24 protein-coding genes are annotated in these 26,164 nt (G+C 55.0%); 12 read left to right on the plus strand and 12 right to left on the minus strand.

The window, feature by feature from the left end; translation table 11 throughout:
- Positions 1 to 31: 31 nt before the first annotated feature.
- From ybiJ to mcbA, 3 genes are all read right to left on the minus strand, one after another.
- Entirely contained in the window at positions 32 to 292 is a 261-nt protein-coding gene (ybiJ, locus tag ACTJJI_RS02835; protein WP_013097471.1) for a DUF1471 family protein YbiJ, read from the minus strand.
- A 285-nt stretch (positions 293 to 577) separates the two neighbouring features.
- Complete coding sequence (locus tag ACTJJI_RS02840) at positions 578 to 844, minus strand: DksA/TraR family C4-type zinc finger protein (RefSeq protein ID WP_046888741.1); 267 nt, start codon at positions 842 to 844, stop codon at positions 578 to 580.
- Positions 845 to 962: 118 nt separating this feature from the next.
- Positions 963 to 1,229: a DUF1471 family periplasmic protein McbA gene (gene mcbA / locus ACTJJI_RS02845; protein WP_046888742.1), complete on the minus strand. Its 267-nt coding sequence runs from the start codon at positions 1,227 to 1,229 to the stop codon at positions 963 to 965.
- Between the two features lie 243 nt (positions 1,230 to 1,472).
- On the opposite strand from mcbA, the gene rlmF reads away from it, so the two are divergent.
- Positions 1,473 to 2,384, plus strand: a complete 912-nt coding sequence (gene rlmF / locus ACTJJI_RS02850) for a 23S rRNA (adenine(1618)-N(6))-methyltransferase RlmF (RefSeq protein WP_014831174.1) — start codon at positions 1,473 to 1,475, stop codon at positions 2,382 to 2,384.
- Between the two features lie 45 nt (positions 2,385 to 2,429).
- Here rlmF and ybiO read toward each other — a convergent pair whose 3' ends face one another.
- The 6 genes from ybiO to rhtA all read right to left on the minus strand — a co-directional run bounded on the left by ybiO (position 2,430) and on the right by rhtA (position 9,040).
- Positions 2,430 to 4,643: a mechanosensitive channel protein gene (gene ybiO, locus ACTJJI_RS02855; RefSeq protein ID WP_014831175.1), complete on the minus strand. Its 2,214-nt coding sequence runs from the start codon at positions 4,641 to 4,643 to the stop codon at positions 2,430 to 2,432.
- A gap of 129 nt (positions 4,644 to 4,772) precedes the next feature.
- Complete coding sequence (gene glnQ / locus ACTJJI_RS02860) at positions 4,773 to 5,495, minus strand: glutamine ABC transporter ATP-binding protein GlnQ (protein WP_096928640.1); 723 nt, start codon at positions 5,493 to 5,495, stop codon at positions 4,773 to 4,775.
- On the minus strand, positions 5,492 to 6,151 hold the full coding sequence (gene glnP / locus ACTJJI_RS02865) for a glutamine ABC transporter permease GlnP (RefSeq protein WP_003858462.1): 660 nt from the start codon (positions 6,149 to 6,151) through the stop codon (positions 5,492 to 5,494). Before glnP ends, glnQ begins: the two co-directional genes overlap by 4 nt.
- Positions 6,152 to 6,244: 93 nt before the next feature.
- Entirely contained in the window at positions 6,245 to 6,988 is a 744-nt protein-coding gene (gene glnH / locus ACTJJI_RS02870) for a glutamine ABC transporter substrate-binding protein GlnH (protein WP_014831177.1), read from the minus strand.
- A gap of 361 nt (positions 6,989 to 7,349) precedes the next feature.
- A complete protein-coding gene (gene dps / locus ACTJJI_RS02875) occupies positions 7,350 to 7,853 on the minus strand; it encodes a DNA starvation/stationary phase protection protein Dps (RefSeq protein ID WP_013097463.1) in 504 nt (167 codons plus the stop codon).
- A gap of 299 nt (positions 7,854 to 8,152) precedes the next feature.
- Positions 8,153 to 9,040 (minus strand): threonine/homoserine exporter RhtA, encoded by an 888-nt coding sequence (gene rhtA, locus ACTJJI_RS02880; protein ID WP_014831178.1) that lies wholly within the window; start codon positions 9,038 to 9,040, stop codon positions 8,153 to 8,155.
- 354 nt (positions 9,041 to 9,394) lie between these two features.
- Here rhtA and ompX point away from each other — a divergent pair, with 354 nt between their 5' ends.
- Positions 9,395 to 9,913 (plus strand): outer membrane protein OmpX, encoded by a 519-nt coding sequence (ompX, locus tag ACTJJI_RS02885; protein ID WP_014831179.1) that lies wholly within the window; start codon positions 9,395 to 9,397, stop codon positions 9,911 to 9,913.
- A 527-nt stretch (positions 9,914 to 10,440) separates the two neighbouring features.
- On the opposite strand, the gene ACTJJI_RS02890 is transcribed toward ompX, so the two are convergent.
- Both ACTJJI_RS02890 and mntS read right to left on the minus strand, forming a co-directional pair.
- Positions 10,441 to 12,024, minus strand: coding sequence for a phosphoethanolamine transferase (locus tag ACTJJI_RS02890; RefSeq protein ID WP_014831180.1), 1,584 nt, complete (start codon positions 12,022 to 12,024; stop codon positions 10,441 to 10,443).
- A gap of 283 nt (positions 12,025 to 12,307) precedes the next feature.
- On the minus strand, positions 12,308 to 12,436 hold the full coding sequence (gene mntS, locus ACTJJI_RS02895) for a manganase accumulation protein MntS (RefSeq protein WP_014831181.1): 129 nt from the start codon (positions 12,434 to 12,436) through the stop codon (positions 12,308 to 12,310).
- Positions 12,437 to 12,619: 183 nt separating this feature from the next.
- Here mntS and mntR point away from each other — a divergent pair, with 183 nt between their 5' ends.
- From mntR to ACTJJI_RS02940, 9 genes are all read left to right on the plus strand, one after another.
- Positions 12,620 to 13,093 carry a manganese-binding transcriptional regulator MntR gene (gene mntR, locus ACTJJI_RS02900; protein WP_014169260.1) on the plus strand — a complete coding sequence of 158 codons (474 nt, stop codon included), beginning with the start codon at positions 12,620 to 12,622 and terminating at the stop codon, positions 13,091 to 13,093.
- Positions 13,090 to 14,199, plus strand: a complete 1,110-nt coding sequence (locus ACTJJI_RS02905) for an anion transporter (RefSeq protein WP_440652969.1) — start codon at positions 13,090 to 13,092, stop codon at positions 14,197 to 14,199. Before mntR ends, ACTJJI_RS02905 begins: the two co-directional genes overlap by 4 nt.
- A gap of 101 nt (positions 14,200 to 14,300) precedes the next feature.
- Entirely contained in the window at positions 14,301 to 15,395 is a 1,095-nt protein-coding gene (locus tag ACTJJI_RS02910) for an HlyD family secretion protein (protein WP_440652970.1), read from the plus strand.
- The gene (locus ACTJJI_RS02915) at positions 15,392 to 16,963 is read left to right on the plus strand and encodes a DHA2 family efflux MFS transporter permease subunit (protein WP_047362361.1); all 1,572 of its coding nucleotides are present in this window, start codon (positions 15,392 to 15,394) and stop codon (positions 16,961 to 16,963) included. The genes ACTJJI_RS02910 and ACTJJI_RS02915 overlap by 4 nt, the downstream gene beginning before the upstream one ends.
- Positions 16,963 to 18,486, plus strand: coding sequence for an efflux transporter outer membrane subunit (locus tag ACTJJI_RS02920; protein WP_440652972.1), 1,524 nt, complete (start codon positions 16,963 to 16,965; stop codon positions 18,484 to 18,486). Before ACTJJI_RS02915 ends, ACTJJI_RS02920 begins: the two co-directional genes overlap by 1 nt.
- A 106-nt stretch (positions 18,487 to 18,592) precedes the next feature.
- Positions 18,593 to 19,633, plus strand: coding sequence for an aldo/keto reductase (locus ACTJJI_RS02925; RefSeq protein WP_014831186.1), 1,041 nt, complete (start codon positions 18,593 to 18,595; stop codon positions 19,631 to 19,633).
- Between the two features lie 147 nt (positions 19,634 to 19,780).
- Positions 19,781 to 21,157, plus strand: coding sequence for a glycoside hydrolase family 1 protein (locus tag ACTJJI_RS02930; RefSeq protein ID WP_440652975.1), 1,377 nt, complete (start codon positions 19,781 to 19,783; stop codon positions 21,155 to 21,157).
- A gap of 51 nt (positions 21,158 to 21,208) precedes the next feature.
- Positions 21,209 to 22,531 (plus strand): PTS sugar transporter subunit IIC, encoded by a 1,323-nt coding sequence (locus tag ACTJJI_RS02935; protein ID WP_046888099.1) that lies wholly within the window; start codon positions 21,209 to 21,211, stop codon positions 22,529 to 22,531.
- Between the two features lie 15 nt (positions 22,532 to 22,546).
- A complete protein-coding gene (locus ACTJJI_RS02940) occupies positions 22,547 to 23,263 on the plus strand; it encodes a GntR family transcriptional regulator (RefSeq protein WP_046888100.1) in 717 nt (238 codons plus the stop codon).
- A gap of 43 nt (positions 23,264 to 23,306) precedes the next feature.
- Here the strand turns inward: ACTJJI_RS02940 and ldtB are convergent, their stop codons facing one another.
- Positions 23,307 to 24,227 carry a L,D-transpeptidase gene (gene ldtB / locus ACTJJI_RS02945; RefSeq protein ID WP_014831190.1) on the minus strand — a complete coding sequence of 307 codons (921 nt, stop codon included), beginning with the start codon at positions 24,225 to 24,227 and terminating at the stop codon, positions 23,307 to 23,309.
- Between the two features lie 221 nt (positions 24,228 to 24,448).
- Between ldtB and ACTJJI_RS02950 the strand changes: the two genes are divergently transcribed.
- Positions 24,449 to 26,044 carry an ABC-F family ATPase gene (locus tag ACTJJI_RS02950; RefSeq protein WP_014831191.1) on the plus strand — a complete coding sequence of 532 codons (1,596 nt, stop codon included), beginning with the start codon at positions 24,449 to 24,451 and terminating at the stop codon, positions 26,042 to 26,044.
- Positions 26,045 to 26,164 lie beyond the last annotated feature (120 nt).

Genomic DNA, 26,164 nt, shown 5'->3' on the forward strand with positions numbered 1-26,164 from the left:
TACGGTGAGGGTGGAGCATTAATTCAGTCGATTATTTGTAGATAACCGCAGTGCCGCTCAGCTTGTTATTGCCGTTAGCGGAGGTGATGGTGTATCCGCTTGCGCCAGCCGCTGCCGCTTTCTCAGCCAGTTTGGCTTCCAGACCGTCCAGCGTGGTTGCGCCATCAGCACTCACCACACCTACTTTATTCATGTTCTGTGCCTGAGCAGAAGAAACTGGCTCTACAGCGAAAGCGCCAAAAGACAGAGCGGACAGGGCAACAGCAGCAACAGCATATTTGATGGTTTTCATAATTAATCTCTCGCAGGTTTTTCTGTTAAAGGGACGATGTTCCGTCGATGTTATAAGTATCACGTTTTTTTTCGGCAGATAAAATCGAAGAGAATTGACGTGGTTGCTCAAAAATATTGAATGACAAATAACTTATTGAATATTAATAAATTCAGAAGGGCGATTTACATTTCTTGTCGCTGCGGTTTACAGACGTGTGATGAAGGGCACATTTTGCTACGCGCCTGGCAAAAAATCGTGAGCGTAAAGGAAAGCGCTTGCGCGGTTAACTTAGGTAAAGGAAAGTCAACGTAACTGGCTGTCTTTCGATCCTCTGCGATTATATCCCGAATGTGAACTGTTTTTCGAATCTTTATTCTGCTGGCAGTGGATGCATAACCGTACACCAGGAATGGCTTTACGGCGCGCCTCCGGGATCGTTTCTCCACACTCTTCGCATTCCGTCAAACTTTCCCCGCGCGGAATTTCACCGCGAGCGCGGGCAACTGCATCTTCAATGGTACTGTTGATCTGTTCGTTCACGGCGTCGTCATTCGCCCATCCGGAAGCCATGGCCTTGTCCTCACGTGGGGTGTGTCTCTTATAAAGATGGGGTCAAAAAACGAACAGTCAAGAGAAGAGGTGAGAACTGCATCTGTCAGCCAGATGCAGTGATTCTCAGAAGAGGAACTTATTTATAGATGGTTGCTGTGCCATACATATGGTTATCGCCACCGGCGGAATTCACCACGAAACCTTTCGCACCTTCCTGGCGGGCTTTTTCGGCCAGTTTGTTTTGCAGGTCATCAAGGTTACTTGCACGGCTCACCGAGACGGTTCCCGCAGGCCGTAGCTGGCTGGTATCGGTACTTTCGGTCAGGGACTGAACGGCCATGGCAGAAAATGATGCACTGGCCAGTGCGCCAGCAATAACAACAAGGGTCAGGTATTTTTTCATAATCACATCCTCAGGGGGAAACAACAGGTGATTCCCTTTAAGTTTAGAAGCCTGACGAGTGTGATTTAGCGCAAAAATTTGATGATGATCTGCTTATTTTTTGAACGATATAAATTGACAATTCGCTGACAGATCATAGACATAAAGGTCCCTGATTTTTGGCGATTTTTTGCGCGGAGCAGAGAGATATTTACCGTTGCGCCCGCACAGGGTATCTTACGCCGCTGTTTAAAGGAGAATGCCATGACTTCCCACAAGCCGGGATTGCACCCACGAAATCGCCACCGCAGCCGCTACGACATGAATGCGTTATGCCAGAGCTGTCCTCCGCTGCAGGATTACATTGTGCAGACGCCTGCCGGTGAACCTTCGGTCAACTTTGCTGATCCGCAGGCGGTAAAAATGCTGAACAAAGCCCTGCTGGCGCATTTTTACGGTGTCGCGCACTGGGATATTCCGGAAGGCTTTCTCTGCCCACCCGTACCGGGGCGTGCCGATTATCTTCACTATCTTGCCGATCTTCTGGCTGACGATCGTGACGGCCTTATTCCTCAGCAGGCCACTGTTCTGGATATCGGTACCGGGGCGAACCTGATTTATCCGTTGATCGGCGTACATGAATATCACTGGCGCTTTACCGGGAGTGAAATTGGTGCGGAGGCGTTTGCCAGCGCGCAGGCGATCATTAACGCCAATCCAGGCTTAAGCCGGTCGATTCGCTTACGTCGTCAGAAAGAGGTGACGTCGATCTTCAACGGCATTATTCACAAAAACGAAAGCTATGACGCGACGATGTGCAATCCGCCGTTCCATGATTCGGCCGCCGCCGCCCGTGCAGGCAGTGAGCGTAAGCGCCGTAATCTGGGTCAGGCTGAAGACGCCGCGCTGAACTTCGGCGGCCAGCAGCAGGAGCTGTGGTGCGAAGGGGGCGAGGTGGCGTTCATTCTGCGCATGATCGCGGAAAGCAAACAGTTTGCCCGCCAGGTAAAATGGTTCACGACGCTGGTTTCCCGCGGCGATAACCTGCCGCCGCTTTACCGCGCGTTGACCGAAGCTGGCGCCGTGAAGGTGGTGAAAAAAGAGATGGCGCAAGGCCAGAAACAGAGCCGCTTTATCGCCTGGTCGTTTATGGACGATAACAAACGTCGCAAATAGCACGCCGTTGTAGTCCGGGTAAGGCGAAGCCGCTACCCGGCTCGGTTACAGCGTAGGCTCCTGCGGCGGGAGCGGCGAGGCGGGTGGCGGCAATACCTGATATGTCTGCACCGGCATGCGCACATCCGCGAGATCAAAGTGTTTTTTCACCATGCTGTCGAGGGCAAAGCGCACCGTCCACTGTTTAAGCGGCTGGGTGGTGAAGGACACGCGGAGGGTAAACGCCGTGTTGGTCAGCCCGACAATACCGGCAAACGATGGCTCGCCAATTACCAGCCCGCGTATATCCTCCATGGCCATCATCTCATCGACTGCATCCCGCAGCGCCTGTTTGGCTTTATCAGCATCTTCATGACGATCGACATCGTAATTCGCCACCACCGAGCCAATACCCCGGACGAAGTTGGCGAAGGTGGTAATCGATGACCACGGAATAATGTGGTACGCCCCGGTGTCCTGGCGCACACCGACGGATCGAATCGACATTCGCTCAACGGTGCCGGTGAGTGGCCCAATCGTCACCAGATCCCCGGTGTTCATGCCATTTTCAAACTGAATAAAGATACCGGTGATAATGTCCTTCACCAGCGTCTGCGAGCCGAAGGAGATAGCCAGACCCAGTGCCCCCGCCCCCGCCAGCAGCGGCGCGATATTCACGCCGATTTCCGAGAGCACAATCATAATCGTGATGGTGCTGATGATGACCGCCAGCGCGTTGCGGAACAGAGTCAGCAATGTGCGGGCGCGCGCGCTCGGCAGCGGCCTGCCGTGAATGTCAGAGACCAGGCGGTTCTCAATCAGGCTGGCCAGCAGCGTCCAGCCCACGGCAGAGAAGAACAGGATCAGCGCGATACGGATCAAAATATCGACGGTCTTTTCCCCTGCGCCGTTGTGCAGCCAGTTCCAGAAATCGAACAGTCCCCAGGCATTGAGCAACAGCATAATCGCCACACAGACGGTGAGAATACGCGCCACCTTCAGCGAGACCGAGAGCCAGCCGTTCACCCGTTTTTGCAGCTCCGGGTAACTGCGCTGTACCTGTGGCGACAGGGTAATGGTTTTGGATATCCAGCGGGAGAGCAGGCCGGAGACAAAAGCTGCCACGCCAATAATGGCCAGGCTCTTAAATGTTGCCCCCATCATAAACTTCAGGCTATTACCGGGATCGAACAGCGAGAAGAAGCACAGCACAATGAAATAGGCGCTGGCCAGCCAGTGCCACACCAGGGCAAAAGCGCGAATAAAGAGGCTAAAGAACGAGAGGGAACGATCGGCCAGGTGCAGCAGGCTCTCCGTAATGGTCTTCTTGTTATGGAAGATAAGGTACAGCGCCCAGACGGTAATGCAGATCATAATCAGCACGTTTGCCAGAGCACCAAACTGGACGTTCACCTGGTTGGAGATGATCGGCACGGCAACCAGCAGACCATAGCCAATTAACCCGCTGAGTACGCTCAGACGCAGCGCCCAGTATCTGGCGCTGGCATCCTGTATGGAGAAAGGACGAAGTGCCGGTACGTGCGGGCAAAATATCAGTCGCAGCAGGGCCTTAAAGAACTCAATGACCGCAAAAGCATTCAGGAAAAGTGCCTGCTGGAAGGCGATGGTTTTGTTGCCGGTATTCAGTTTGTCAGCCAGCACTTGTCCTGTGAACAGCGTCAGCGCCAGCAGCAGTAAATCGATGATAAACGCGGCAGCTATCATCAGCGGCAGGTGTAACCAGCTGCTTTTCTGCTGATTCTTCTTGCGGCCCCATTGTCCCATCTTCCGGTACAGCGGCCACGCGCACAGGCGCACCAGCCAGTAAAAAATGAATACCGCCGCCGCCAGCATTAAAAATTGCGTGGCGGCAGTGGTAAACGTCTGGGGGTTAAAGGGCTTATGTGGAGAGCCAATCAGGTTGCGATAGAGCTGGGCAAAGCGCGAGGAGAGGGCATCAGCATAGTGGCGGCTAACGTCGGTCACGTTTTCCAGCACCGTTTTTTGCTCCTCAACCTGCGGCGGGGTGATGGTCGGAACGGGCTCCTGCGGCGGCGTGGCGGCCACTTTTCGCAGTTGATCGATGAGCTCCTGCCGGGAGGTGTCGTTTTCCAGCACATCGGCCAGGGCGCTGTAGGCGGCTTTTTTCTGTTCGACATCGGGCTCTGGTGGTGGCGTACTCTCCTTCGTCGCGGTGGTTCCGGTGGTGACGCCGGGGATCGCGACGGCGAATGATGGCGCACTAAACAGGCTAAACAACAACAGCAGGATCCACGGCACGGCGTCCTCCGGTGAAAATGTCGAACAAAATGATAAGTATAGAAGTCGGGGCGCGCAGAGGGATTTTTGGGAACAATCTGGCGTAAAAAAGCCGGGCATGCCCGGCTCTGTGTAGCGGATGAACGGCGATCAGGAGACGTGCTGCAGGAACTCCTGCAAACGCTGCCCTGGCGGGTTAGCAATAAGCTCTTGCGGGTTACCGTCCTGAGCAATACGGCCTTTATCAATAAAGATCAGGCGGGACGCCACTTTCTCGGCAAAGCCGATTTCGTGGGTCACGATAACCATCGTCATCCCTTCTTCTGCCAGATCCTGCATGACTTTCAGCACCTCGTGGCGCAGCTCCGGGTCGAGTGCGGATGTCGGCTCATCAAACAGCATCATTTTCGGTTTGACCGCCAGCGCGCGGGCAATCGCCACTCGCTGCTGTTGTCCACCGGAAAGCTCAGAAGGGTAGTGGTGGGCACGTTCTGCGAGGCCTACTTTCGCCAGCAGATCTTTGGCCAGTGCTTCCGCTGCCGCTTTGCTGGCACCGCGCACGCGCAATGGGCCAAACATCACGTTTTCCAGCGCCGTCAGGTGCGGGAACAGGTAGAACTGCTGGAACACCATGCCCGCTTCCTGGCGAATCAGCCGGTCGTCCACTTTCGGGTCGTTCACCTTCAGGCCGTCGACAATCAGATCGCCGCTGGTGATCTCTTCCAGCTTGTTGATGCAGCGCAGCAGGGTTGATTTACCGGAACCGGATGGGCCGATAATGACGACCACTTCACCCTGTTTGATGCTCAGATCGATATTGTGCAGCACCTGGGTTGGGCCAAAGTGCTTGGAGACGTTTTTAAATTCAATCACAGGATTTTCATCCTTCTTTCAAGACGACGCAGAACGAAGCTCAGAACCAGAGTGATAATCAGGTAGACCACGGCTACCGCACTCCAGATTTCCAGCGCACGGAAGTTGCCAGCAATGATCTCCTGGCCCTGGCGGGTCAGTTCAGCAACGCCGATAACGATGAACAGTGACGTGTCTTTGATACTGATGATCCACTGGTTGCCCAGCGGCGGCAGCATGCGGCGCAGTGCCAGAGGCAGAATCACGTGACGGATGGTTTCGCGACGCGAAAGGCCTAACGCCAGACCCGCTTCACTGAAGCCTTTATGAATCGACAGCACCGCACCGCGCGTAATTTCCGCGATGTAGGCACCGGAGTTGATCATAATGGTCACGACGGCGGCGCTGAACGGGTCAATGCGCAGGTCGGTGAAGGCCATTGGCAGGGCGAAGTAGATGAACATGACCTGCACGACAATCGGGGTGCCGCGGATCACTTCGATGAATACCAGTGCGATGTGGTTTGCAATCCAGCCACCGTAGGTGCGGGCGAAACCGGCGACAAGACCGATAATCAACCCGCCAACCAGACCGAGGACCGAAATCCACAGGGTCATTTTAGCGCCTTCAAGCAAGAGAGGAATGGCAGGCCAGATGGCGCTCCAGTCAAACTGCATGATGTATTCCTGTATACCGTGGTGAAAAACGAAAAACGTAGGCCCGGTAAGCGTGAGCGCCACCGGGCGTTACAAACCTGAGTTCAGGTAAAATTATTTAGGCTCGGTACCGAACCATTTTTTGTAGATTTCGTTGTACGTGCCGTTCTCTTTCAGGGTTTTCAGCGCGCCGTTAACTTTCGTACGCAGGTCGTCGCTGCCTTTCGGGAAGGCAATACCGTACTGCTGTGCTTCCAGAGAATCACCGACCGCTTTGAACTTGCCGTTGCCCGCGGTTTTGATGAAGTACAGGATGTTCGGGGTATCGTGCAGAACGGCGTCAGCACGGTTGGTGCCGAGTTCCATATAGGCGTTATCGATATTCGGGAACTGGCGCAGATCTTTCGTTTTGATATTCGCTTTCGCGTAATCTACGGAGCCAGTGCCGCTCTTCACCGCCACCACTTTACCGTCGAGATCTTTCACGCTTTTTACATCGTTATTGTCAGCTTTCACCATCACCAGCAGGCCGCTTTTGTAGTAGCCGTCAGAGAAGTCGATCGCTTTTTTACGCTCTTCAGTAATGGTGATGCCTGCCAGTGCCAGGTCAACGTTTTTGGTTTGCAGTGCCGGGATAATACCGCTGAAGTCCATTGGCTTCAGGGTGTAATCCAGTTTGAGTTCTTTTGCGATAGCGGCCCACAGATCCACATCAAAACCAACGTATTTATCACCCTGTTTGAATTCAAACGGAACGAACGCCGTGTCGGTTGCCACAACCAGTTTGTCGGCGGCCTGAGAAGAGACCGCAAAAGCCAGGGTAAGTGCAGCCAGTGAAACTTTTAATACAGACTTCATAGCATTTCCTTTTATATCCACGGGGCGATCCCCTGCGAGAACGACTGGCACAATGAAAAAATCGTGCCAACTTTACAAGCTGTTGTTTTGCAAAGGGGAGGATGTCATGCATTGCACAATAAACGTGGCAATGATGTCTGATTGCACCAAGATGAAGCACCGTTTTGGTGCGTGTCGTTTGGCTCAACTGACGGGGAGATATTTAGCGCAAATAATGACGAAAAAACAATCTTCCATTAACGGTTGTGTGAGGTGATTATTACATTTTCTTCACTTTTGCAGCGTCTCAGGGGAAAAGTGTGCACCACAAATGTGCAAAACCCTCACCGGAGGCGAGGGTTTGATAGAAAATTCATATGGATTATTCGATGTTAGATTCGATAAACCACAGGAACTGATCGAGGTCGCGAGATGCGGCGGTGAAGATGTCCGCAGTATCTTCGTCTTTTGCCTGGCTAATCGCTTTACGCACGTCGTTAGCCACAATTGCATAACGGTCTGCCAGCTCTTTCAGGTGATCCTGAACGGTGTGAATATCCAGCGGATAGCTTTTCAGTGGCGTTTTGCTGTTAATCACCTGCGTGGTACCCAGCGCCACACCGCCTAACTGCACGGCGCGTTCGGCCATGGTATCAAGGTGGGTGACCAGTGCTGTGCGGAAGCCATCCAGCATTTCATGAACGGCAATAAAGTTTGCACCGCGCATATTCCAGTGGGCCTGTTTGGTGATCAGCGAAAGATCGATGAACTGGATCACCTGGCGATTGAGCAACTCAATCGTTGCTTTTTTGTCGCTGTCCGATACATCGTTACGGGTATAAAGCAGATTAGACGCTTTCGTTTTCACCAGTTTAGCGGTACTCATAATCTCATATCCTCTTGATGTTTATGTCCCAGGTAATTACGGAACTAAGTATAGCACCGGATTTTTTCCCTGCGGTTTGGCTGTGCCTATTGGTTTAATAGCAAGAAGGGAGTTGAATTATTAATTGATTGAATTAGATGGTATTTTTTAAAATTGACACAGATCAATCTTAATTCTCTATTTCCCATTAAGGGCGAGAGAAATATGACTTTTCGATGACGAAGAATGTAAGAAATTATAAAAATCTCAGAACTGGCCTTTATTCTGCATGGCAATGAAGCCATGCAGAATATACGGCATTAGCTGATGTCGACTTTCTCAACTTTTGACTCGGGGCGCATGGTGAGCGTTGACCCCATAGACGCTGCAATGATTGAGCACAGCGCCAGCGTCTGGGTAAACGTGAGGGTTTCACCGAGGAATACCATACCGGAGATGGCGGCCAGTGCGGGTTCCATGCTCATCAGCGTGCCGAAAATGCGCGTCGGCAGCCGCGTCAGGGCAATCATCTCCAGCGAATAGGGCAGGGCGGTGGAGAGGATGGCGACAGCAAGCCCAATCGGCATCACTGACCATTGCCAGATGGATTCCGTGGCCTGAGCCATTCCGAGTGGCACAAAGATGATGGCGGCAATTAACGAGCCCAGCGCGACAGTTGCCGGGCCGTGCTCTTCTCCGGCGCGCTGACCCGTGAGGATATAGACCGCCCAGCAGGCTCCTGCGCCCAGAGCCAGCGCGGCCCCCGTCAGGTCAATTTCAGAGACGCTCTGACCCAGCGGTAACAAGAACCATAACCCAAGCACCGCTAAGATTACCCAGATAAAATCGACAGGCCGTCGGGACGCGAAAAGCGCCACGGCCAGCGGGCCGGTAAATTCCAGTGCGACGGCAATACCCAGAGGAATGGTCTGGATAGAGAGATAGAACATATAGTTCATGGCGCCCAGCGCCAGTCCGTAGAAAAGCAGCGGGAGTCGCTGCTCTTTTTTAACCCGCAACCGCCAGGGTTTAAAGATGACCACCAGGATCAGGGTCCCTAACGCGATACGCAGGGCAGTGACGCCCGGTGCGCCCACCAGCGGAAAGAGTGATTTCGCGAGCGACGCTCCGCTCTGTATGGACAACATCGCGATCAGAATTACAGCAACCGGCATCCAGACCGACGACCTGCGGGATAACCCTGGCATCCTTTCTCCTGTCAATTTTTGTCAAATAGGGTAAAAGCCGCAGTGTAATGGAAATATGGCGTCACGGTTGAGCTACTGTTGAAAAAAAACCAGGGAAAATCCGTAAAATGGATTAGCGTTGCTGGTTTTATCGCCTGTCAGATTAGGAATAATCTGGATGAATGTAGAGACATTGACGCGCAGTATGGGTGTTTTGCAACAGAAATTCTCTGTGATTTGAATAAGATAACTGATGCTGGAAACGTTCTGTTACAGGAAAGGTTTCATTAGACATCACGAATCTCAAAGAGTTTCGCAAATTTTTTTGATATATTTAAAACTTACGGATTTACTTGAAGCACATTTGAGGTGGTTATGAAAAAAATTGCATGTCTTTCAGCACTGGCCGCTGTACTGGCTGTTTCCGCAGGTACCGCTGTAGCTGCTACTTCCACTGTGACCGGTGGTTACGCTCAGAGCGATATGCAGGGCGTAATGAACAAAGCTAACGGTTTCAACCTGAAGTATCGTTACGAGCAGGATAACAACCCACTGGGCGTGATCGGTTCTTTCACCTACACCGAGAAAGATCGTTCTGAAAACGGCGCATACAACAAAGGCCAGTACTACGGCATCACCGCTGGTCCAGCATACCGTCTGAACGACTGGGCAAGCATCTACGGTGTTGTAGGTGTTGGCTACGGTAAATTCCAGCAGACCGAAAACCAGGGTCTGAACCGCACTGCAAGCAACAGCGACTACGGCTTCTCCTATGGCGCGGGTCTGCAGTTCAACCCAATCGAAGACGTTGCTCTGGACTTCTCCTATGAGCAGAGCCGTATCCGCAACGTTGACGTTGGCACTTGGATCGCGGGCGTAGGTTACCGCTTCTAATCACTTCGGTGAGCCAGTAAAAAATCCGCCCATGTGGCGGATTTTTTTTAACCTTTTTCTCTATCCCTGTGGGCTGACGGTTCCCCAGTCATTCACAAACAGAAGCAATAACGCTGCCTTCAGAATGACTGAGGGCATTCAGCGATGCCCTGGTCCGGCTGTAAATCGCTGAGGCGTTTCCTGCAGGCCGGGGCGAGGCGCATGGATGCGCCGAGAGGGCGGCTTTACAGGGATGTTACATCCGCCCGTCCCCGATAAGCCGGAAGGAATAAGCCGAAGGTACCGCGAAGCGGCGATTTACCGCCGGGAGCCCGGGTCGCCAGGGTGGTGGCGATTGAGCCACCCTGGCACGTTCACGGGTCATGTTGTTACAGAGTAGCAAGGAACATAAAGTGAACGGAATGACCACCAGAGCTGTATGTTCCCCCTCTCCCCTAAGAGGAGAGGGGGCCGTCCGTAGACGCTTTTTGTGTGGGGATCCCTCTCCCGTGGGAGAGGGCCAGGGTGAGGGCATCAGACCGCACAGCTTACTTACTCTTAATATCGAAAATATCCGTCCCCAGATGGTTATAGTCAACTTTCTGTAACTTGAAGTTGGTAACGTACGCTGGGGGTGCTTTCTTGTTTGAGATAAACGGGTAAGTATTTTTTATCTGCTCTGCAGAAATCCCTGTCCACTGCGAGAAGAACGTCAGGAAATCATTCGCCGAACGACGCGCTTTGATAATACGATGCTTCTTGTCATCACTCGACAGCACCATAAACGGCACCTGGAAGTTCTGCTGGAACTGGTCGTCGTGCGCCAGATACTGCACCTCTTTACCGCGCTCTTTGAACGCCAGCCCGTGATCCGAGAAATAGACCAGTGAGAAACTGTCGCCTGTATTGCGGAGCTGATCGTACAGCTTGCTGAGCAGTTCGTCCGTTTGCGTCATGGTATAGAGATAGCAAGAGGTCTCTTTGGATTGCACAAACTCTGCGTATTTCCCCTGGGTACGGTCGCAGGCCTGCGGGTGGGAACCCATCAGGTGCAGGACGATCAGCTGAGGCTGCGTACGCTGCGTGGCAAAGACCTGGGCCGTCATCTTGAGCAATGCTTCGTCTTTGGTATTTTTATCGGCTTCAAAATCACCGCTTTTCAGGAACTGCACTTCGTCAGCACGCTTAGCGATACTGGCAATAGCGGTATCGTATTCGCCAATTTGCCCCTGATTGGAAAACCACCACGTCTGAAAACCGGCACGGTTTGCCAGCGTGACAAAGTTATCCTGATATTGCGGTTTCCCGTCGACAACGCGGTTCAGCGTCAGGCCGAGTGATTTCTGCGTCGAGCCGCTGGCCGCAATATAATCGGTAAACAGGGTACCGTTGACGGAGCTGGCGAACGGCGTGTTATCCCAGTGTCCGCCGAACGCGCCCATCGCATCGCGGCGTGCGCTTTCGCCGATGACGACCACATAGGTATGGTACTTCGGCTTCACCGCCAGCACGTTCCAGGTGTCTTTCATATTGGAGAGCTCAGCCATGCGCGCCTGCTCGTCGAGAACTTCCTGGTTATTGACGACAACGTCTTTTACAAAGCGGAACACCGGATAGCCGGTATCCTTCAGCTTGAACACGCCGCCCCAGGCCAGGTTTTGCACGGGGGTGACAAAGAAGGTCACCACGCTGAATGCCAGGCACAGCGTCTCCATTTTTCCCCACGCTTTTTTCTCTTCTGGTTTCCGGCGCACTGCGATTACGCCAAGCGCAAAAATAAAGAGGCCGACCACGTAGCTGTACCACGGGAAGATCGTCAGGATCTCGGTCGACTCTTCCATATTGGTCGAGTGCAGCGCCAGCAGCGTATTAAAGTTTGGCGAACCATAGGCCTGACCAAACGGGAAATAGAGGGCGGCAATCAGGGAGCAGATACCGATTAACGTTTTTTGCGCGCGCGGCGCGGTACGCCACAGCAGATGCAAAATGCAGGTGAACGCAACGGCATAAAGCAGGCTGAAGGGATAACCCAGCGCAAAGTTAATCAGTAATGATTGTAAAAAGTAGAATCCCGTCCACGGACTTAAGGCCCGACTGCGGGTAACAACGGTGTCTATCAGGGTTAAATTCATAGGTCACTATCATGCATAAAAACGCCATGTGCTCACCCTGGCGTCAAGGGTCATAACCTGCCTGACAGTGCGTGGAGAGGGAATGAGGGTCCGCTTCAGCGAGCCGCAAATTGTGCAGGGCTGCAAGAAGATAGTGCGAGCGCTAAATAATATCAACAGTTGCTAAGCAGATGTTTTGCGAAGGGGATTGCAAATCCGTAAAAAAAATCAGGAATAGGGCGGCTTAAGGCCAGTTTACAGCGGGAATATGACGGAAAAATGAAGCGGCGTACCGCAACGCCGCTTAGTGGGAAGGTTTGTCGTCCTGATGCGGTTTGTTGTTAAACATATCGCACAGCATGTTCAACAGCATTAAGCGCACTTTAAAAGGAGAGTGAGTAAACACGGTCATACACCTCTTGAATTCGTTCATAAGACCTCCTGAGTTTTGATCCCTTCGATCCGTGAAGGGTGACTGCATTACATACAGATATAGCACAGGCTATATTGTATAGCTATGGCTATTTCGTTAATTTTTTGTGCTTGTAGAGCTATGGTTTACAATGTGCGCTCTCGATACCGGGCGCTGGAAGCGTCACCCCACTGAGGAAGTACAATGAACCGTCGCGCAGGTAAGCCAACAATCAGAAAAACGACGCAACTGGTGAATGTGGAAGAGCATGTCGAAGGTTTTCGTCAGGTACGTGAAGCCCACCGACGTGAACTGATTGATGATTATGTTGAGCTGATTTCCGACTTGATCCGCGAGGTTGGCGAAGCACGCCAGGTTGATATGGCGGCCAGGCTGGGGGTTTCGCAGCCAACCGTGGCGAAGATGTTAAAACGTCTGGCGTCCGTCGGCTTAATTGAAATGATCCCCTGGCGCGGCGTTTTTTTGACGCCGGAAGGGGAGAAACTGGCGCAGGAGAGTCGCGAGCGCCATCAGCTCGTGGAAAACTTTTTGCTGGTGCTGGGCGTAAGCCCGGAGATTGCCCGCCGGGATGCGGAAGGTATGGAACACCACGTCAGCGAAGAGACGCTGGTGAAGTTTCGTGAATTTACGCTTAAATATGGTCCCTCCGCTGAATGAAAATCCCTGGACTGCAGGCCCTCACGCGCGATCGCTTCTTTCATCTCTTATTGATTATTGGCGCAGGACTTAGCCTTTTTGTGCCGTTTGCGCCCAAGATCTGGCCTGCGGCGATTGACTGGCGCACCATCATTACCCTGAGCGGATTAATGATGCTCACCAAAGGGGTGGAGCTGAGCGGCTACTTTGACGTGCTGGGGCGCAAAATGGTGCGCCGGTTTGCCACCGAACGCAGGTTGTCGCTGTTTATGGTGTTCTCCGCCGCAGTGCTGTCGACCTTTCTGACCAACGATGTGGCGCTGTTTATCATCGTGCCGCTGACGCTCACCCTGCGTAAGCTTTGCGAGATCCCGGTGAGTCGGCTGATTATCTTTGAAGCGCTGGCCGTTAACGCGGGCTCGCTGTTAACCCCTATCGGCAACCCGCAAAACATTCTCCTCTGGGGACGTTCAGGGTTATCGTTCGCCGCCTTTACCTGGCAGATGGCGCCGCTGGCGCTGGTGATGATGGCGTCGCTGCTGGTGGTCTGCTGGTTTGCCTTCCCGGATAAAAAACTGCAATACCACAGCGGCACAACCGGCCCGCAGTGGCAGCCTCGTCTGGTCTGGAGCTGCCTGGGGCTGTATATCGTCTTCCTGATTGCGCTGGAGCTGAAGTATGAACTGGCGGGCGTGCTGCTCGTGGCGGCTGGTTTTGTCGTGCTGGCGCGACGCGTGCTGGTGAGCGTGGACTGGACCCTGCTGCTGGTCTTTATGGTGATGTTCATCGACGTGCATCTGCTTATCCAGCTCCCGGTGCTGCAAAACATACTGCACAGCGTCAGCGGTCTGTCGCAGCCCGGATTGTGGCTGACGGCGATTGGCCTGTCGCAGTTCATCAGCAACGTGCCTTCTACCATTTTACTGCTCAACTATGTTCCGCCGGACACGCTGCTGGCCTGGGCGGTTAACATCGGTGGGTTTGGTCTGCTGCCCGGCTCACTGGCCAACCTGATTGCCCTGCGGATGGCGAACGATCGCCGCATCTGGTGGCGCTTCCATCTCTGGTCGATCCCCATGCTGGTCTGGGCTGCGGCGATCGGTTTCGGATTATTCCTTCTCATATAGTGCGCAATTTGTCAGTTTTTCCTGGCAAACGTATAGCAACGTCCTAGCTTTAGTGAACGGCATAGTGTGATGCCGCTCACTGACAGGACCGTTGCTGAACTATGGCTGAAGAACAAAACACGCCTGCTGACGAGCAGGACAAAAACAATAATGAGCGTAAGCGACCGGGCAAAAAGCCGTTAATTATCCTCGGCATTGTCGTGGTGGTGATGGTCGTTGTGGCGCTGATCTGGTGGTTTTTAACCCGTAACGAAGAGACAACTGACGACGCCTTTACCGACGGTGATGTGGTGACGATTGCCCCTAAAACGGCGGGGTATGTCACGGCGCTGCACGTGCGTGATAACCAGCGCGTGAAAAAGGGCGATCTGCTGGTGGTTATCGATCCGCGTGATACCATCGCCCAGCGCGATCAGGCTCAGGCCCAGCTTGGCCTGGCTATTGCGCAGCTGCATCAGGCCCAGGCACAGCTGGCGCTCTCGAAAGTGCAGTACCCTGCCCAGCGCGACGAAGCCAAAGCGCAGGTGCTGAAAGCGCAGGCAGACCTCGCCAACGCGCAGGCGGAGTATCGCCGCCAGCGCGGGGTCGATCCGCGTGCCACTACCCAACAAAGCATTGATTCCGCCAACGCCCAGCTGCGAAGCGCACAGGCCGCTCTGGCAAGTGCGCAGGCCCAGCTGGAAGTGGCGGAGCAGGTACAGCTGCAGATCCGCCAGCAGGAGACCAACGTCGAAGCGCGTGAGCGCCAGGTCGATCAGGCTAAAGCGCAGCTGGAAACCGCTAACCTCAACCTCTCTTACACCGAAGTTCGCGCCCCGTTCGACGGGTTTGTCACTAAGCGTAACGTGCAGCCAGGTACGCTGGTGCAGGCAGGCACGGCGCTGTTCTCGCTGGTCTCACCCAACGTCTGGGTGGTGGCCAACTTTAAAGAGTCTCAGCTTGAGCGCATGAAGCCGGGCGATAAGGTGAACGTCTCCGTCGATGCCTGGCCAGATATGGCGCTTGAAGGTCATGTTGACAGTATCCAGCAAGGCAGCGGTTCGCGTTTCTCGGCGTTCCCGTCAGAAAACGCCACCGGCAACTTTGTTAAAATTGTCCAGCGCGTGCCGGTGAAAATCGTGATTGATAAAGGGCTGGATCCGAACAAACCGCTGCCGCTGGGGCTGTCGGTAGAGCCGAAGGTCACGGTGGAATGACGGATCACAGCCACGACAACTGGAAGCCCGCCAGCAATCCGTGGGCGGTGGCGATTGTCGTCACGCTGGCGGTGTTTATGGAGATCCTCGACACCACCATCGTCAACGTGGCGCTGCCGCACGTGGCGGGCTCGCTCTCGTCCAGCTATGACGAGTCCACCTGGGTATTAACCAGCTACCTGGTGGCTAACGGCATCGTCCTGCCCATCTCGGCGTTTCTGAGCCGGGTGTTTGGCCGCAAGCAGTTCTTCCTGATTTGCATCGTGATGTTCACCGTCTGCTCGTTCCTGTGCGGGATTGCCACCGAGCTGTGGCAAATCATCTTGTTCCGTGTGATGCAGGGTTTTTTTGGCGGCGGCCTGCAGCCCACGCAGCAGTCGGTGCTGCTTGACTACTTTAAACCGGAAGACAGGGGCAAAGCGTTTGGCCTTTCCTCCATTGCGATTATCGTTGCGCCGGTGCTTGGCCCGACGCTGGGGGGCTGGATCACCGACAACTACTCCTGGCGCTGGGTGTTCTTTATCAACATCCCGGTGGGGATTGTGACGGTGCTGGCGATCTACCAGCTGCTGGAAGATCCACCCTGGGAGAGCAAATCAAAAGAGAAGCTGACGATCGACTGGACGGGGATCGGCCTGATCGCGCTTGGCCTCGGCTGTCTGCAGGTGATGCTCGACCGGGGCGAGGATGATGACTGGTTCTACTCGAACTTTATTCGCACCTTTGCGGTGTTAACGCTGATCGGCATCATTGGCGCCATTTACTGGCTGATGTATGCCAAAAAACCGGTTGTCGATCTGCACTGCATGAAGGACCGCAACTTTACCATCTCCAGCCTGCTGATGGCGGGGATGGCGATGATCCTCTACGGCAGTTCGGTGGTGATCCCGCAGCTGGCGCAGCAGGATCTGGGCTATACCGCCACCTGGTCCGGGCTGGTGCTGTCGCCCGGCGCAGTGTTGATCGTGTTAACCATCCCGCTGGTCCTGAAGCTGATGCCGGTGGTGCAGACGCGCTGGATCATCGCCTTTGGCTTTACCTGTCTGGCGGTGTCGTTCTTCTGGTCGCGCACGCTCACCCCGGATATCGACTTCGAAACGCTGGTGTTGTTCCGCAGCGCCCAGTCGATTGGGCTGGGGTTCCTGTTTGTCCCGCTGACCACCATTGCGTTTATTTCTATCCCGAGGCGGCTGAACGCGGATGCCGCGGCGCTGTTCACCATGTTCCGTAACGTTGCGGGCTCGATTGGCATATCGCTCTCGACGGCGGCCATTACCGAACGCGCGCAGGCCCACAGTGCGCACCTTGCATACCACGCCTCGCCGTTTAACGAGCAGTTCCAGCAGGCCATCCGCGAAAGCGCGCAGGCGATCCAGAACTTTACCACTCAGGTCGGTGACCCGACCGGCATCGCCACCGGCCGCATGTACCAGACCATGATTGAGCAGTCGCGCTTCCTGGCCTATATCGACGTGTTCACCATTCTGAGCGTGGTGGCGCTGGTCCTGATTCCGTTTTGTTTGTTGCTCTCGCCGGTTAAGAGCGAGGGGAGTGCAGGAGCACATTGATGATACACAGACGTTTACACCCCCTGATGATAATGATGCTGCTGGCAGGCTGCGCCGTGGGGCCGGATTACCAGCCGCCTGCACCGCCTGCCGTCACGCACTGGAACGATAAAGGCGACAGCACGGTGAAATCACACACCACCTCCGCTGCGACTAACCCGCGCTGGTGGAAAACGTTCGGCTCGCCGCAGCTCGATAGCCTGATTGAACGCGCCATCGCCGGGAATTTGTCCCTGCAGCAAACGGTGCTGCGCATCGCTGTCGCGCGCGAACAGATTAACCAGGCGGGCGGGGCGTTTTATCCGTCGGTCAACGGTAATCTGCAGGCGACGCGCCAGCAGCTCGGCCTGGAAGGTGAGCTGAAGTCTCACGGGGTCTACGACCAGCTTGATAACGTCGATCCGGAACTCAGGGGCGCGTTAGGGCCGCTGACGCAGCCGATCAACCTCTACCAGGGCAGCTTCGACGCCCAGTGGGAAATTGATCTCTGGGGCAAAGTTCGTCGTCAGGTTGAAGCTGCTGAAGCGCAGCAGAAAGCCGCTATTGAGCAGCGTAACGACGCACTTGTCTCCCTTGAAGCCGAAGTGGCGCGCGCCTGGCTCCAGCTGCGCGGGGCGCAGAGCATTATTGCCACGCTGAACACCCAGATTAAAAGCGCGCAGCAAACGCTGGATCTGACCGAAAGTCGCCAGCGGGGTGGGCTGTCTCCGCAGATGGACGTAGAAAATGCGCGGGCGCAGCTGGGCAACCTTGAAGCACAACTGCCGCAATATCAGGCGCAGGAGCGGCAGGCGATGAACGGCCTGGCGATCCTGCTCGGCAAGCCGCCGGGGGCGCTGGATGCGGAACTACAAAGCGTGCAGCCGATGCCCGCGCTGCCGGATATCGTGCAAACGGGTATTCCATCCACGCTGGCGCGACGTCGTCCGGACGTGCGCGAAGCGGAAGCGAATCTCCATGCCGCCACAGCGCAAATTGGCGTGTCGGTGGCCGAGCTGTTCCCGAGCTTTACCCTTTCCGGGCAGTTTGGCCTGCGCAACAGCGAATCCAACTGGCTCACCGACTGGAGCAGCCACTTCTACAGTTTTGGTCCACAGGTTTCGATTCCCATCTTCCAGGGCGGACGGCTGGTCTCCAGCGTGAAAGTGGCGCGCGCGCAACAGGGGGCGGCAGTGCTGGACTATCGCCAGACAGTACTGACCGCGCTGGGGGATGTGGAGAATGCGCTGGTAAGTTACCGCACCGATCAGCAGCGTGAAGCGGGTCTCGCGAAGACCATCAATGCGCTGCAAAACGCCTTTGATCTGGCCAGCGACAGCTATAGGCAGGGGATTGCCAGCTTTATCGACGTACTCGACGCCCAGCGACAGCTGGCGCAGGCCGAGCAGCAACGTGCCCAGGCGCAGGTGCAGAGCGCGCTTGATCTGGTGGCGCTCTATAAGGCGCTTGGCGGCGGCTGGGAGCCGTATCAGCAGGTGCAGTTACCGGATTACGCCGTCTTTGGCGAGGCCCCGCGCGGATAAAATTCAGAGGATTGGGCAAGAAACGGACAGGAACGCCACATTCGCGTTGGCTGCGGGGCGGGTATAACTATCAGGCACCCATCAAACGACATGTGAGGACTATCTTATGCGTTATCAAAAACTGGGCAATACCGGTCTGTTTGTTTCTGAACTGTGCCTTGGCACCATGACCTTCGGCGGTGAAGGTGGCATGTGGGGCAAGATTGGCCAGCTGCAGCAGAGTGAAGCCGAGCAACTGGTGGGCCGTGCGCTGGATGCCGGGATCAACTTCATCGACACCGCGAACGTCTATTCCGAAGGCCGCTCGGAGGAGATCACCGGCCAGGCGCTCAAGAACCTGAAAATCCCGCGCGAAAACGTGGTGGTTGCCACCAAAGTGTTTGGCGAAACGGGCACGGCGGGGGTGAACTCACGCGGCAGCTCACGCTATCACATTATCAGCAGCGTGAAAGAGAGCCTGCGCCGCATGCAGCTCGACCATATCGATCTCTACCAGCTTCACGGTTTCGACCCCGCAACGCCGATGGAAGAGACGCTTTATGCCCTGGATAACCTGGTGCAGCACGGCCACGTGCGCTACATCGGTGTCTCTAACTGGGCCGCATGGCAGATCGCCAAAGCGCTGGGCATTTCCGAGCGGCTGGGTCTGGCCCGTTTCGCGTCGCTGCAGGCCTATTACACCATCGCCGGACGCGATCTGGAGCGCGAACTGGTGCCAATGATGCAGAGCGAAGGCGTCGGGCTGATGGTCTGGAGCCCGCTGGCGGGTGGCCTGTTGAGCGGAAAATATGGCCGCGACGGGCAGAGTGAAGCCGGTGGCCGTCGTCTGGAATTTGACTTCCCGCCAGTGGAAAAAGAGCGCGCCTTCGACTGTGTGGATGTGATGCGCACTATTGCCGAAAGCAAAGGCGTCTCCGTCGCGCAGATCGCCCTGGCGTGGCTGCTGCATCAGAAGGTGGTGACCAGCGTCATCATTGGTGCCAAACGGGTCGATCAACTGGATGACAACATCGCCGCAACCGGGATCCGTTTAAGCGAAGACGAGCTTAAACAGCTTGATGCCGTCAGCGCACTGCCGCGCGAATATCCGGGCTGGATGCTGGAGCGGCAGGGGGAATATCGTCGTAATCAGCTCGCACAGCAATAACCCTCCTTTCCCCGGTGGCGCACCGCTTGCCGGGGCTTTTTTTCCTGCTCTGCTCACAAAATTCGATCCACCTCTTTGATCGCTTTTACATCTTCGCCTATATGACTAGTCATGAAATTTAAATGACTAGTCATATAGGGAGAGACCATGAATCAATCACTGCCAGCCAACTTTTTATGGGGCAACTCGGTATCCAGCATGCAGACGGAAGGGGCATGGAATGAGGGCGGGAAGGGGATGTCGGTGTACGACATTCGCGAAGCGGGGGAAAACATCTCCGACTGGAAAGTGGCGACCGATTCCTACCACCGCTACCGGGAAGATTTCGACCTGATGCAGGATCTGGGCATGAACTGCTACCGCTTTCAAATCTCCTGGAGCCGGGTCTGTCCGCAGGGCGACGGCGAGTTCAACGATGAGGGCATCGCCTTTTACGACCGCTTTATTAACGATCTCATCGCCCGCGGTATCGAGCCGATGATCTGCCTCTATCACTTCGATATGCCGCTGGCGCTGGCGCAGGAGTACAACGGGTTTAACGATCGTCGCGTCATGGAGGCCTTTATCCGCTATGGCAAAAAAATGATCGACTGCTTCGGCGACCGGGTGAAATACTGGCTGACCTTCAACGAGCAGAACATCTTCCATATGCCGGAAGCATTCCGCATTTCCGGCTACATGAAAGGCGAGAAAACCCTGCGCGAGCTGTACGAGTTGCAGCATCACACCATGGTGGCGCATATGACGCTGACCGAGTACCTGCATCAGACCCGGCCAGGTCAGCTGATGGGCGGTATGCTGGCGCATCAGCTGGTTTATCCGGCCACCTGCAAACCACGCGATATCTTCTGTGCCCAGCAGTATGACGAATTCCTCAACCAGAACCTGCTGCGCGTCTTTGCCGGCCAGGGCTATAGCCCGGCAGTGATGGCGGTGGTGGAGCAGGAAGGATTTGGCGATATCTACCGTGCCGAGGATCTGGCCCTGTTCGCAAGAACCCAAAACGACTTTATGGCCTTCAGCTACTACGCCAGTAAAACGCTGGACAGCGATGCCATTCCGCAGGGAGCCCCGGTGAACAATTACCTGCTGTACGGCGATAAAAATAACCCGTACCTGAAAGCCACCGAATGGAACTGGCAGATCGATCCGCTCGGTTTTCGCATCATCATCACCCGCTACGCCAACGACTGGCGCATGCCGGTGTTCCCGATTGAAAACGGCATTGGCGTGATTGAATCCTGGGATGGCGTGAACCCGATTGAGGATACCTACCGCATCGACTATCACCGGGCGCATATCGAGGCCATGAAAGCCGCCATATTCGAGGATGGCGCAGAGGTGATGGGGTATCTCGGCTGGGGGCTGATCGACATTCTGAGCTCCCAGGGCGACATGCGTAAGCGCTACGGCGTGGTCTACGTCAACCGTGAAAACCACGACCTGAAGGACCTGAAACGCGTGCCGAAGAAGAGCTACGCGTGGTTAAAACAGGTTATCCATACCAACGGACGCGAGATGTAAGCCGTACGCTGCCGGGCCGTTTTTGTGACTGATTGATGGGAACTATCCGCTATGTCTGAAACAAAAATCACACCGCATATGCAGTCGTTTGTCGATAAATTTGTTGAGTTCTCGGCGCGCCTGGCAAACCAGGTGCATCTTCGCTCCCTGCGCGATGCCTTCGCCACGGTGATGCCGATTTTCATCCTCGCCGGACTGGCGGTGCTGGTGAACAATGTGGTGTTCCCATGGATTTTTGACGGCGACACGCTCACGCACTTCAAGGTATGGGGCGAGGCGATCATCAACGGCACGCTGAATATCGCCGCGCTGCTGCTGGCGCCGATGATTGCCTGGTCGCTGGCGCGCAACAAGGATTTCGACAATCCGGTCTCGGCAGTGGTTATCGCTGTCAGCAGCTTTATTATCATGATGCCGATGCGTCTGCAGCTCACGCCCGTCGGCAGCGACACCACGGTGAATGTCACTCAGGTGCTGACCTTCGCCAACATTGGTTCGACCGGGATTTTCGCCGGGGTGCTGATTGGCTTGCTCTCGACGGAGCTGTTTATCGCCATCTCGCGGCTCAAGGCGCTGCAAATATCACTGGGGGAAAACGTGCCGCCGGCGGTCAGTAAATCTTTTACCGCCCTGATCCCGACCATCCTGACGCTCTCACTGTTTGCCGTTCTCGCCGCGCTGCTGGCGAACGTATTGCATACGGATCTGATTCACCTGATCACCACCTTTATCCAGCAGCCGCTGCGGCTCATCAATACCAGCCTGCCGGGGACAATTTTTATCTACAGTTTTGGTAACTTCCTCTTCACGCTGGGTATTCATCAGTCGGTAGTCAACAGCGTGGTGCTGGAGCCGTTCCTGTTGATTAACACCAATGAGAACATGCTGGCCTTTGCCAACGGCCAGCCGATCCCGCATATCATCAACAACATTTTCGTGCCGACCTTTGGCATGGTAGGCGGTACCGGTAGCACCCTTTCACTGCTGATCGCCATCTTTATCTTCTCGCGGCAACAATCGGCGAAACAGGTGGCACGTCTGTCGCTGGCACCGGGTCTGTTCAACATCAACGAGCCGGTGATTTTCGGCTTGCCGATTGTGTTTAACCTGCCCTTAATGATCCCGTTTGTCCTGTTGCCCGCCATCGGCATTTACTTCGCCTGGCTCTGCACCACGCTGGGATTAATGTCGCGCTGCGTGGTGATGATCCCGTGGACTACGCCGCCAATTCTGAGCGCCTGGCTGGCAACGGCGGGGGACTGGCGAGCGGTGGTGGTGCAGTTGGCAATCATCGTATTTGGTGTATTCTTCTACCTGCCTTTCCTCAAAATTGCCGAGCGAGTGGCGTTGAAAAACAGTGGGATAGAACATTAAACAGAAGGAAGGACGATGGCGGCGAAGTACATCACCATAGCGCGTGAAATCAAAAAACGCATCATCAGCCAGCAGTATGCCGCCAATGAACCGCTGCCGGACCAGTTCGCGCTGGCGGCGGAGTTCAATACCAGCCGGATGACCATTCAGCAGGCCATGCGTCAGCTGATCGTCGAAGGGCTGGTGTATACCCGTCAGGGGCAGGGGACGTTCATCCGCAAAAACTTTCTTCAGCTGTCGCAGTGGGATCTCTCCGGCAGCGACTACTTTGGCGCGACCAAAACCTGGGAGCATCTGGGCACGGTAACGAGCCAGGTGGTGCATTTTGAACTGCGCTTCCCGAACGACAAAGAGCAGGCCTCGCTGATGATCAATGCCGATACGCCGGTCTATGACTTCATTCGTCTGCGTTTGCTCAACGGTGAACCCATGTCGCTGGACGCGACCGTAATGCCGCTTAATCTGGTGCCCGGCCTGAACAAAAGCCATCTTGAAAGCTCGGTGTTTCGCTATGTGCAGGAGACGCTGGGGCTGAAAATTATGGGATCGTACCGCGTGGTGCGGGCGCTAAAGCCGAATGCGCTGGATATGCAGCATCTGGTCTGCGAGGAGAGCGACCCGGTGCTGGAGGTGGAGCAGGTGATCTATCTGGAAGACGGCACGCCGCTGGAGTATGCGCACTGTCATTATCGTTACGACCACGGCGGGATTGTGATCGTGAATAACGGATAAAAAAAAGCGGGCATCGAAGCCCGCTTTTTTCGCTGCGTCGCGATTAGTTCAGACGCACCGGCATACCGGAACGGTTCTGCACAGCCTGGTCAACGATAGTCGTTTCCACGTCCGGCTGAGAGGTCACGGACTGCACCGCGCTGTTCAGGGTGATCGGCACGATTTCGTTATTGTTGATCTGATCTTCGCTGGTGGACAGCGGGTTGTGCACTTCAATGTAACGGCTGCCGTCTGGCTCAGAGGTCGCTTTAACCGGTTCGTTGATGAACTGGACGCGGGTACCGACCGGCACGTTTTCGAACAGGAATTTGATGTCGTCGTTACGCAGACGCACGCAGCCGTGGCTGACGCGCAGGCCGATACCGAAGTTAGCGTTGGTACCGTGGATGGCGTACAGGCGGCCGATGTACAGGGCGTACAGACCCATTGGGTTATCCGGGCCTGCCGGAACCACGGCCGGCAGCGGTTCACCTGCCGCGATGTATTCCGCGTGCATTTTCGCCGTTGGGGTCCAGGTTGGGCCTGCTTTCTTACGTTCAACTTTGGTGGTCCAGTTCAGCGGGGTATCTTTACCCAACTGACCGATACCGATTGGCAGCACGATTACCGTGTTGGTGCCTTTCGGATAGTAATAGAGACGCATCTCCGCGCTGTTGATCACGATACCTTCATGAACGGTATCCGGCAGGATCAGCTGCTGAGGGATGTTGAGAACGGTACCCGCTTTTGGCAGATACGGGTCAACGCCCGGGTTCGCTTCCAGCATGTTAGACAGGCCCAGCTGGTACTGTGCTGCGAAATACTCCAGCGGCTGAGTGTTACCCTCAGGCACCGTCACCACCTGGTTTTGACCCACCAGACGGCTACCGTCTGTCGGCAGCGGATAAGTCACCGCAGAAGCGGTTTTGCAAAAACCTACTACGGCTAACGCCGCCGCAAAAAGCGTTGTTAATTTCATGTTCATGTTGTGCGAGGTATCTAAGCCATTCAGGCGTGAGTTGATAAGTCTGAATCTGTGATGGGAGCGCATTATATGTGCATTCCCGCTAACAGGGAATTCAGATGTGTACGAAATCACATTTTTTTCGATTTTGTTAAAGTTTAGCGGAGCGTCGCAACACGGGATCTCAATTCGGAATTGTGGCATAATGCCGTGTTTATCACACTTTTCGCAGGAATCTCCCCGTGTTAGTTACCAGCAACGTCACTATGCAGTTTGGCAGTAAGCCGCTGTTCGAAAACATTTCCGTCAAATTTGGCGGCGGCAACCGTTACGGCCTGATTGGTGCCAACGGTAGCGGTAAATCCACCTTTATGAAGATCCTCGGCGGTGACCTGGAGCCGACGCTCGGCAACGTGTCGCTCGACCCTAACGAGCGTATCGGTAAGCTGCGTCAGGATCAGTTCGCCTTCGAAGAGTTCACCGTGCTCGACACCGTGATCATGGGGCACGCGGAGCTGTGGGAAGTGAAGCAGGAGCGCGATCGTATTTACGCGCTGGCCGAAATGAGCGAAGAAGATGGCTATAAAGTGGCCGATCTGGAGACGCAATACGGCGAAATGGACGGTTACTCTGCAGAAGCGCGTGCGGGCGAGCTGCTGCTGGGCGTGGGCATTCCGGTCGAACAGCATTACGGCCCGATGAGCGAAGTGGCACCTGGCTGGAAGCTGCGTGTGCTGCTGGCGCAGGCGCTGTTCTCTAACCCGGACATTCTGCTGCTCGATGAACCGACGAACAACCTGGACATCGACACCATCCGCTGGCTGGAGCAGACGCTCAACGACCGTGACAGCACCATGATCATCATCTCGCACGACCGTCACTTCCTGAACATGGTCTGTACGCACATGGCGGATCTGGACTACGGTGAGCTGCGCGTTTACCCGGGCAACTACGACGAATACATGACGGCGGCCACCCAGGCGCGTGAACGTCTGCTGGCGGATAACGCCAAGAAGAAAGCGCAGATTGCGGACCTGCAGTCCTTCGTCAGCCGCTTTAGCGCCAACGCCTCTAAATCCCGTCAGGCAACATCGCGTGCCCGCCAGATTGACAAAATCAAGCTGGAAGAGGTTAAAGCTTCAAGCCGTCAGAACCCATTCATCCGTTTCGAGCAGGACAAGAAACTGTTCCGTAACGCGCTGGAAGTGGAAGCCCTTACCAAAGGTTTTGATGAAGGCCCGCTGTTTAAGAACTTCAACCTGCTGCTGGAAGTGGGCGAGAAGATCGCCATTCTGGGTGCCAACGGCGTGGGTAAATCCACCATGCTGAAAACCCTGGTCGGCGAACTGCAGCCGGACAACGGGAGCGTGAAATGGTCCGAAAACGCGCAAATTGGTTATTACGCGCAGGATCACGAGTATGAATTTGAAAACGACCTGACCGTCTTCGACTGGATGAGCCAGTGGAAGCAGGAAGGGGACGATGAGCAGGCGGTGCGCAGTATTCTGGGGCGTCTGCTGTTCAGCCAGGACGACATCAAGAAGCCTGCCAAAGTGCTCTCCGGTGGAGAGAAGGGCCGTATGCTGTTCGGCAAGCTGATGATGGAAAAACCGAACATTCTGGTGATGGACGAACCCACCAACCACCTGGATATGGAATCTATCGAATCGCTGAACATGGCGCTGGAGATGTATCAGGGCACCCTGATCTTCGTTTCTCACGACCGTGAGTTCGTCAGCTCGCTGGCGACCCGCGTGATTGAAATTACGCCAGAGCGCGTGGTGGACTTCACCGGTAACTATGAAGATTATCTGCGCAGTAAAGGTATCGAAAGCTAATTTCCCGTCGTCTTTCACGCTGCAGATGCGTTGGCTTCACCTGTTCACCCCGGTCACTTACTTATGTAAGCTCCCGGGGGATTCACTGGTTTGCCGCCTTCCTGCAGCGCGAAATACTTA

It is taken from the genome of Enterobacter sp. 22466 (assembly GCF_052044775.1).
In the GTDB taxonomy this organism is placed as follows: Bacteria; Pseudomonadota; Gammaproteobacteria; order Enterobacterales; family Enterobacteriaceae; genus Enterobacter; species Enterobacter dissolvens.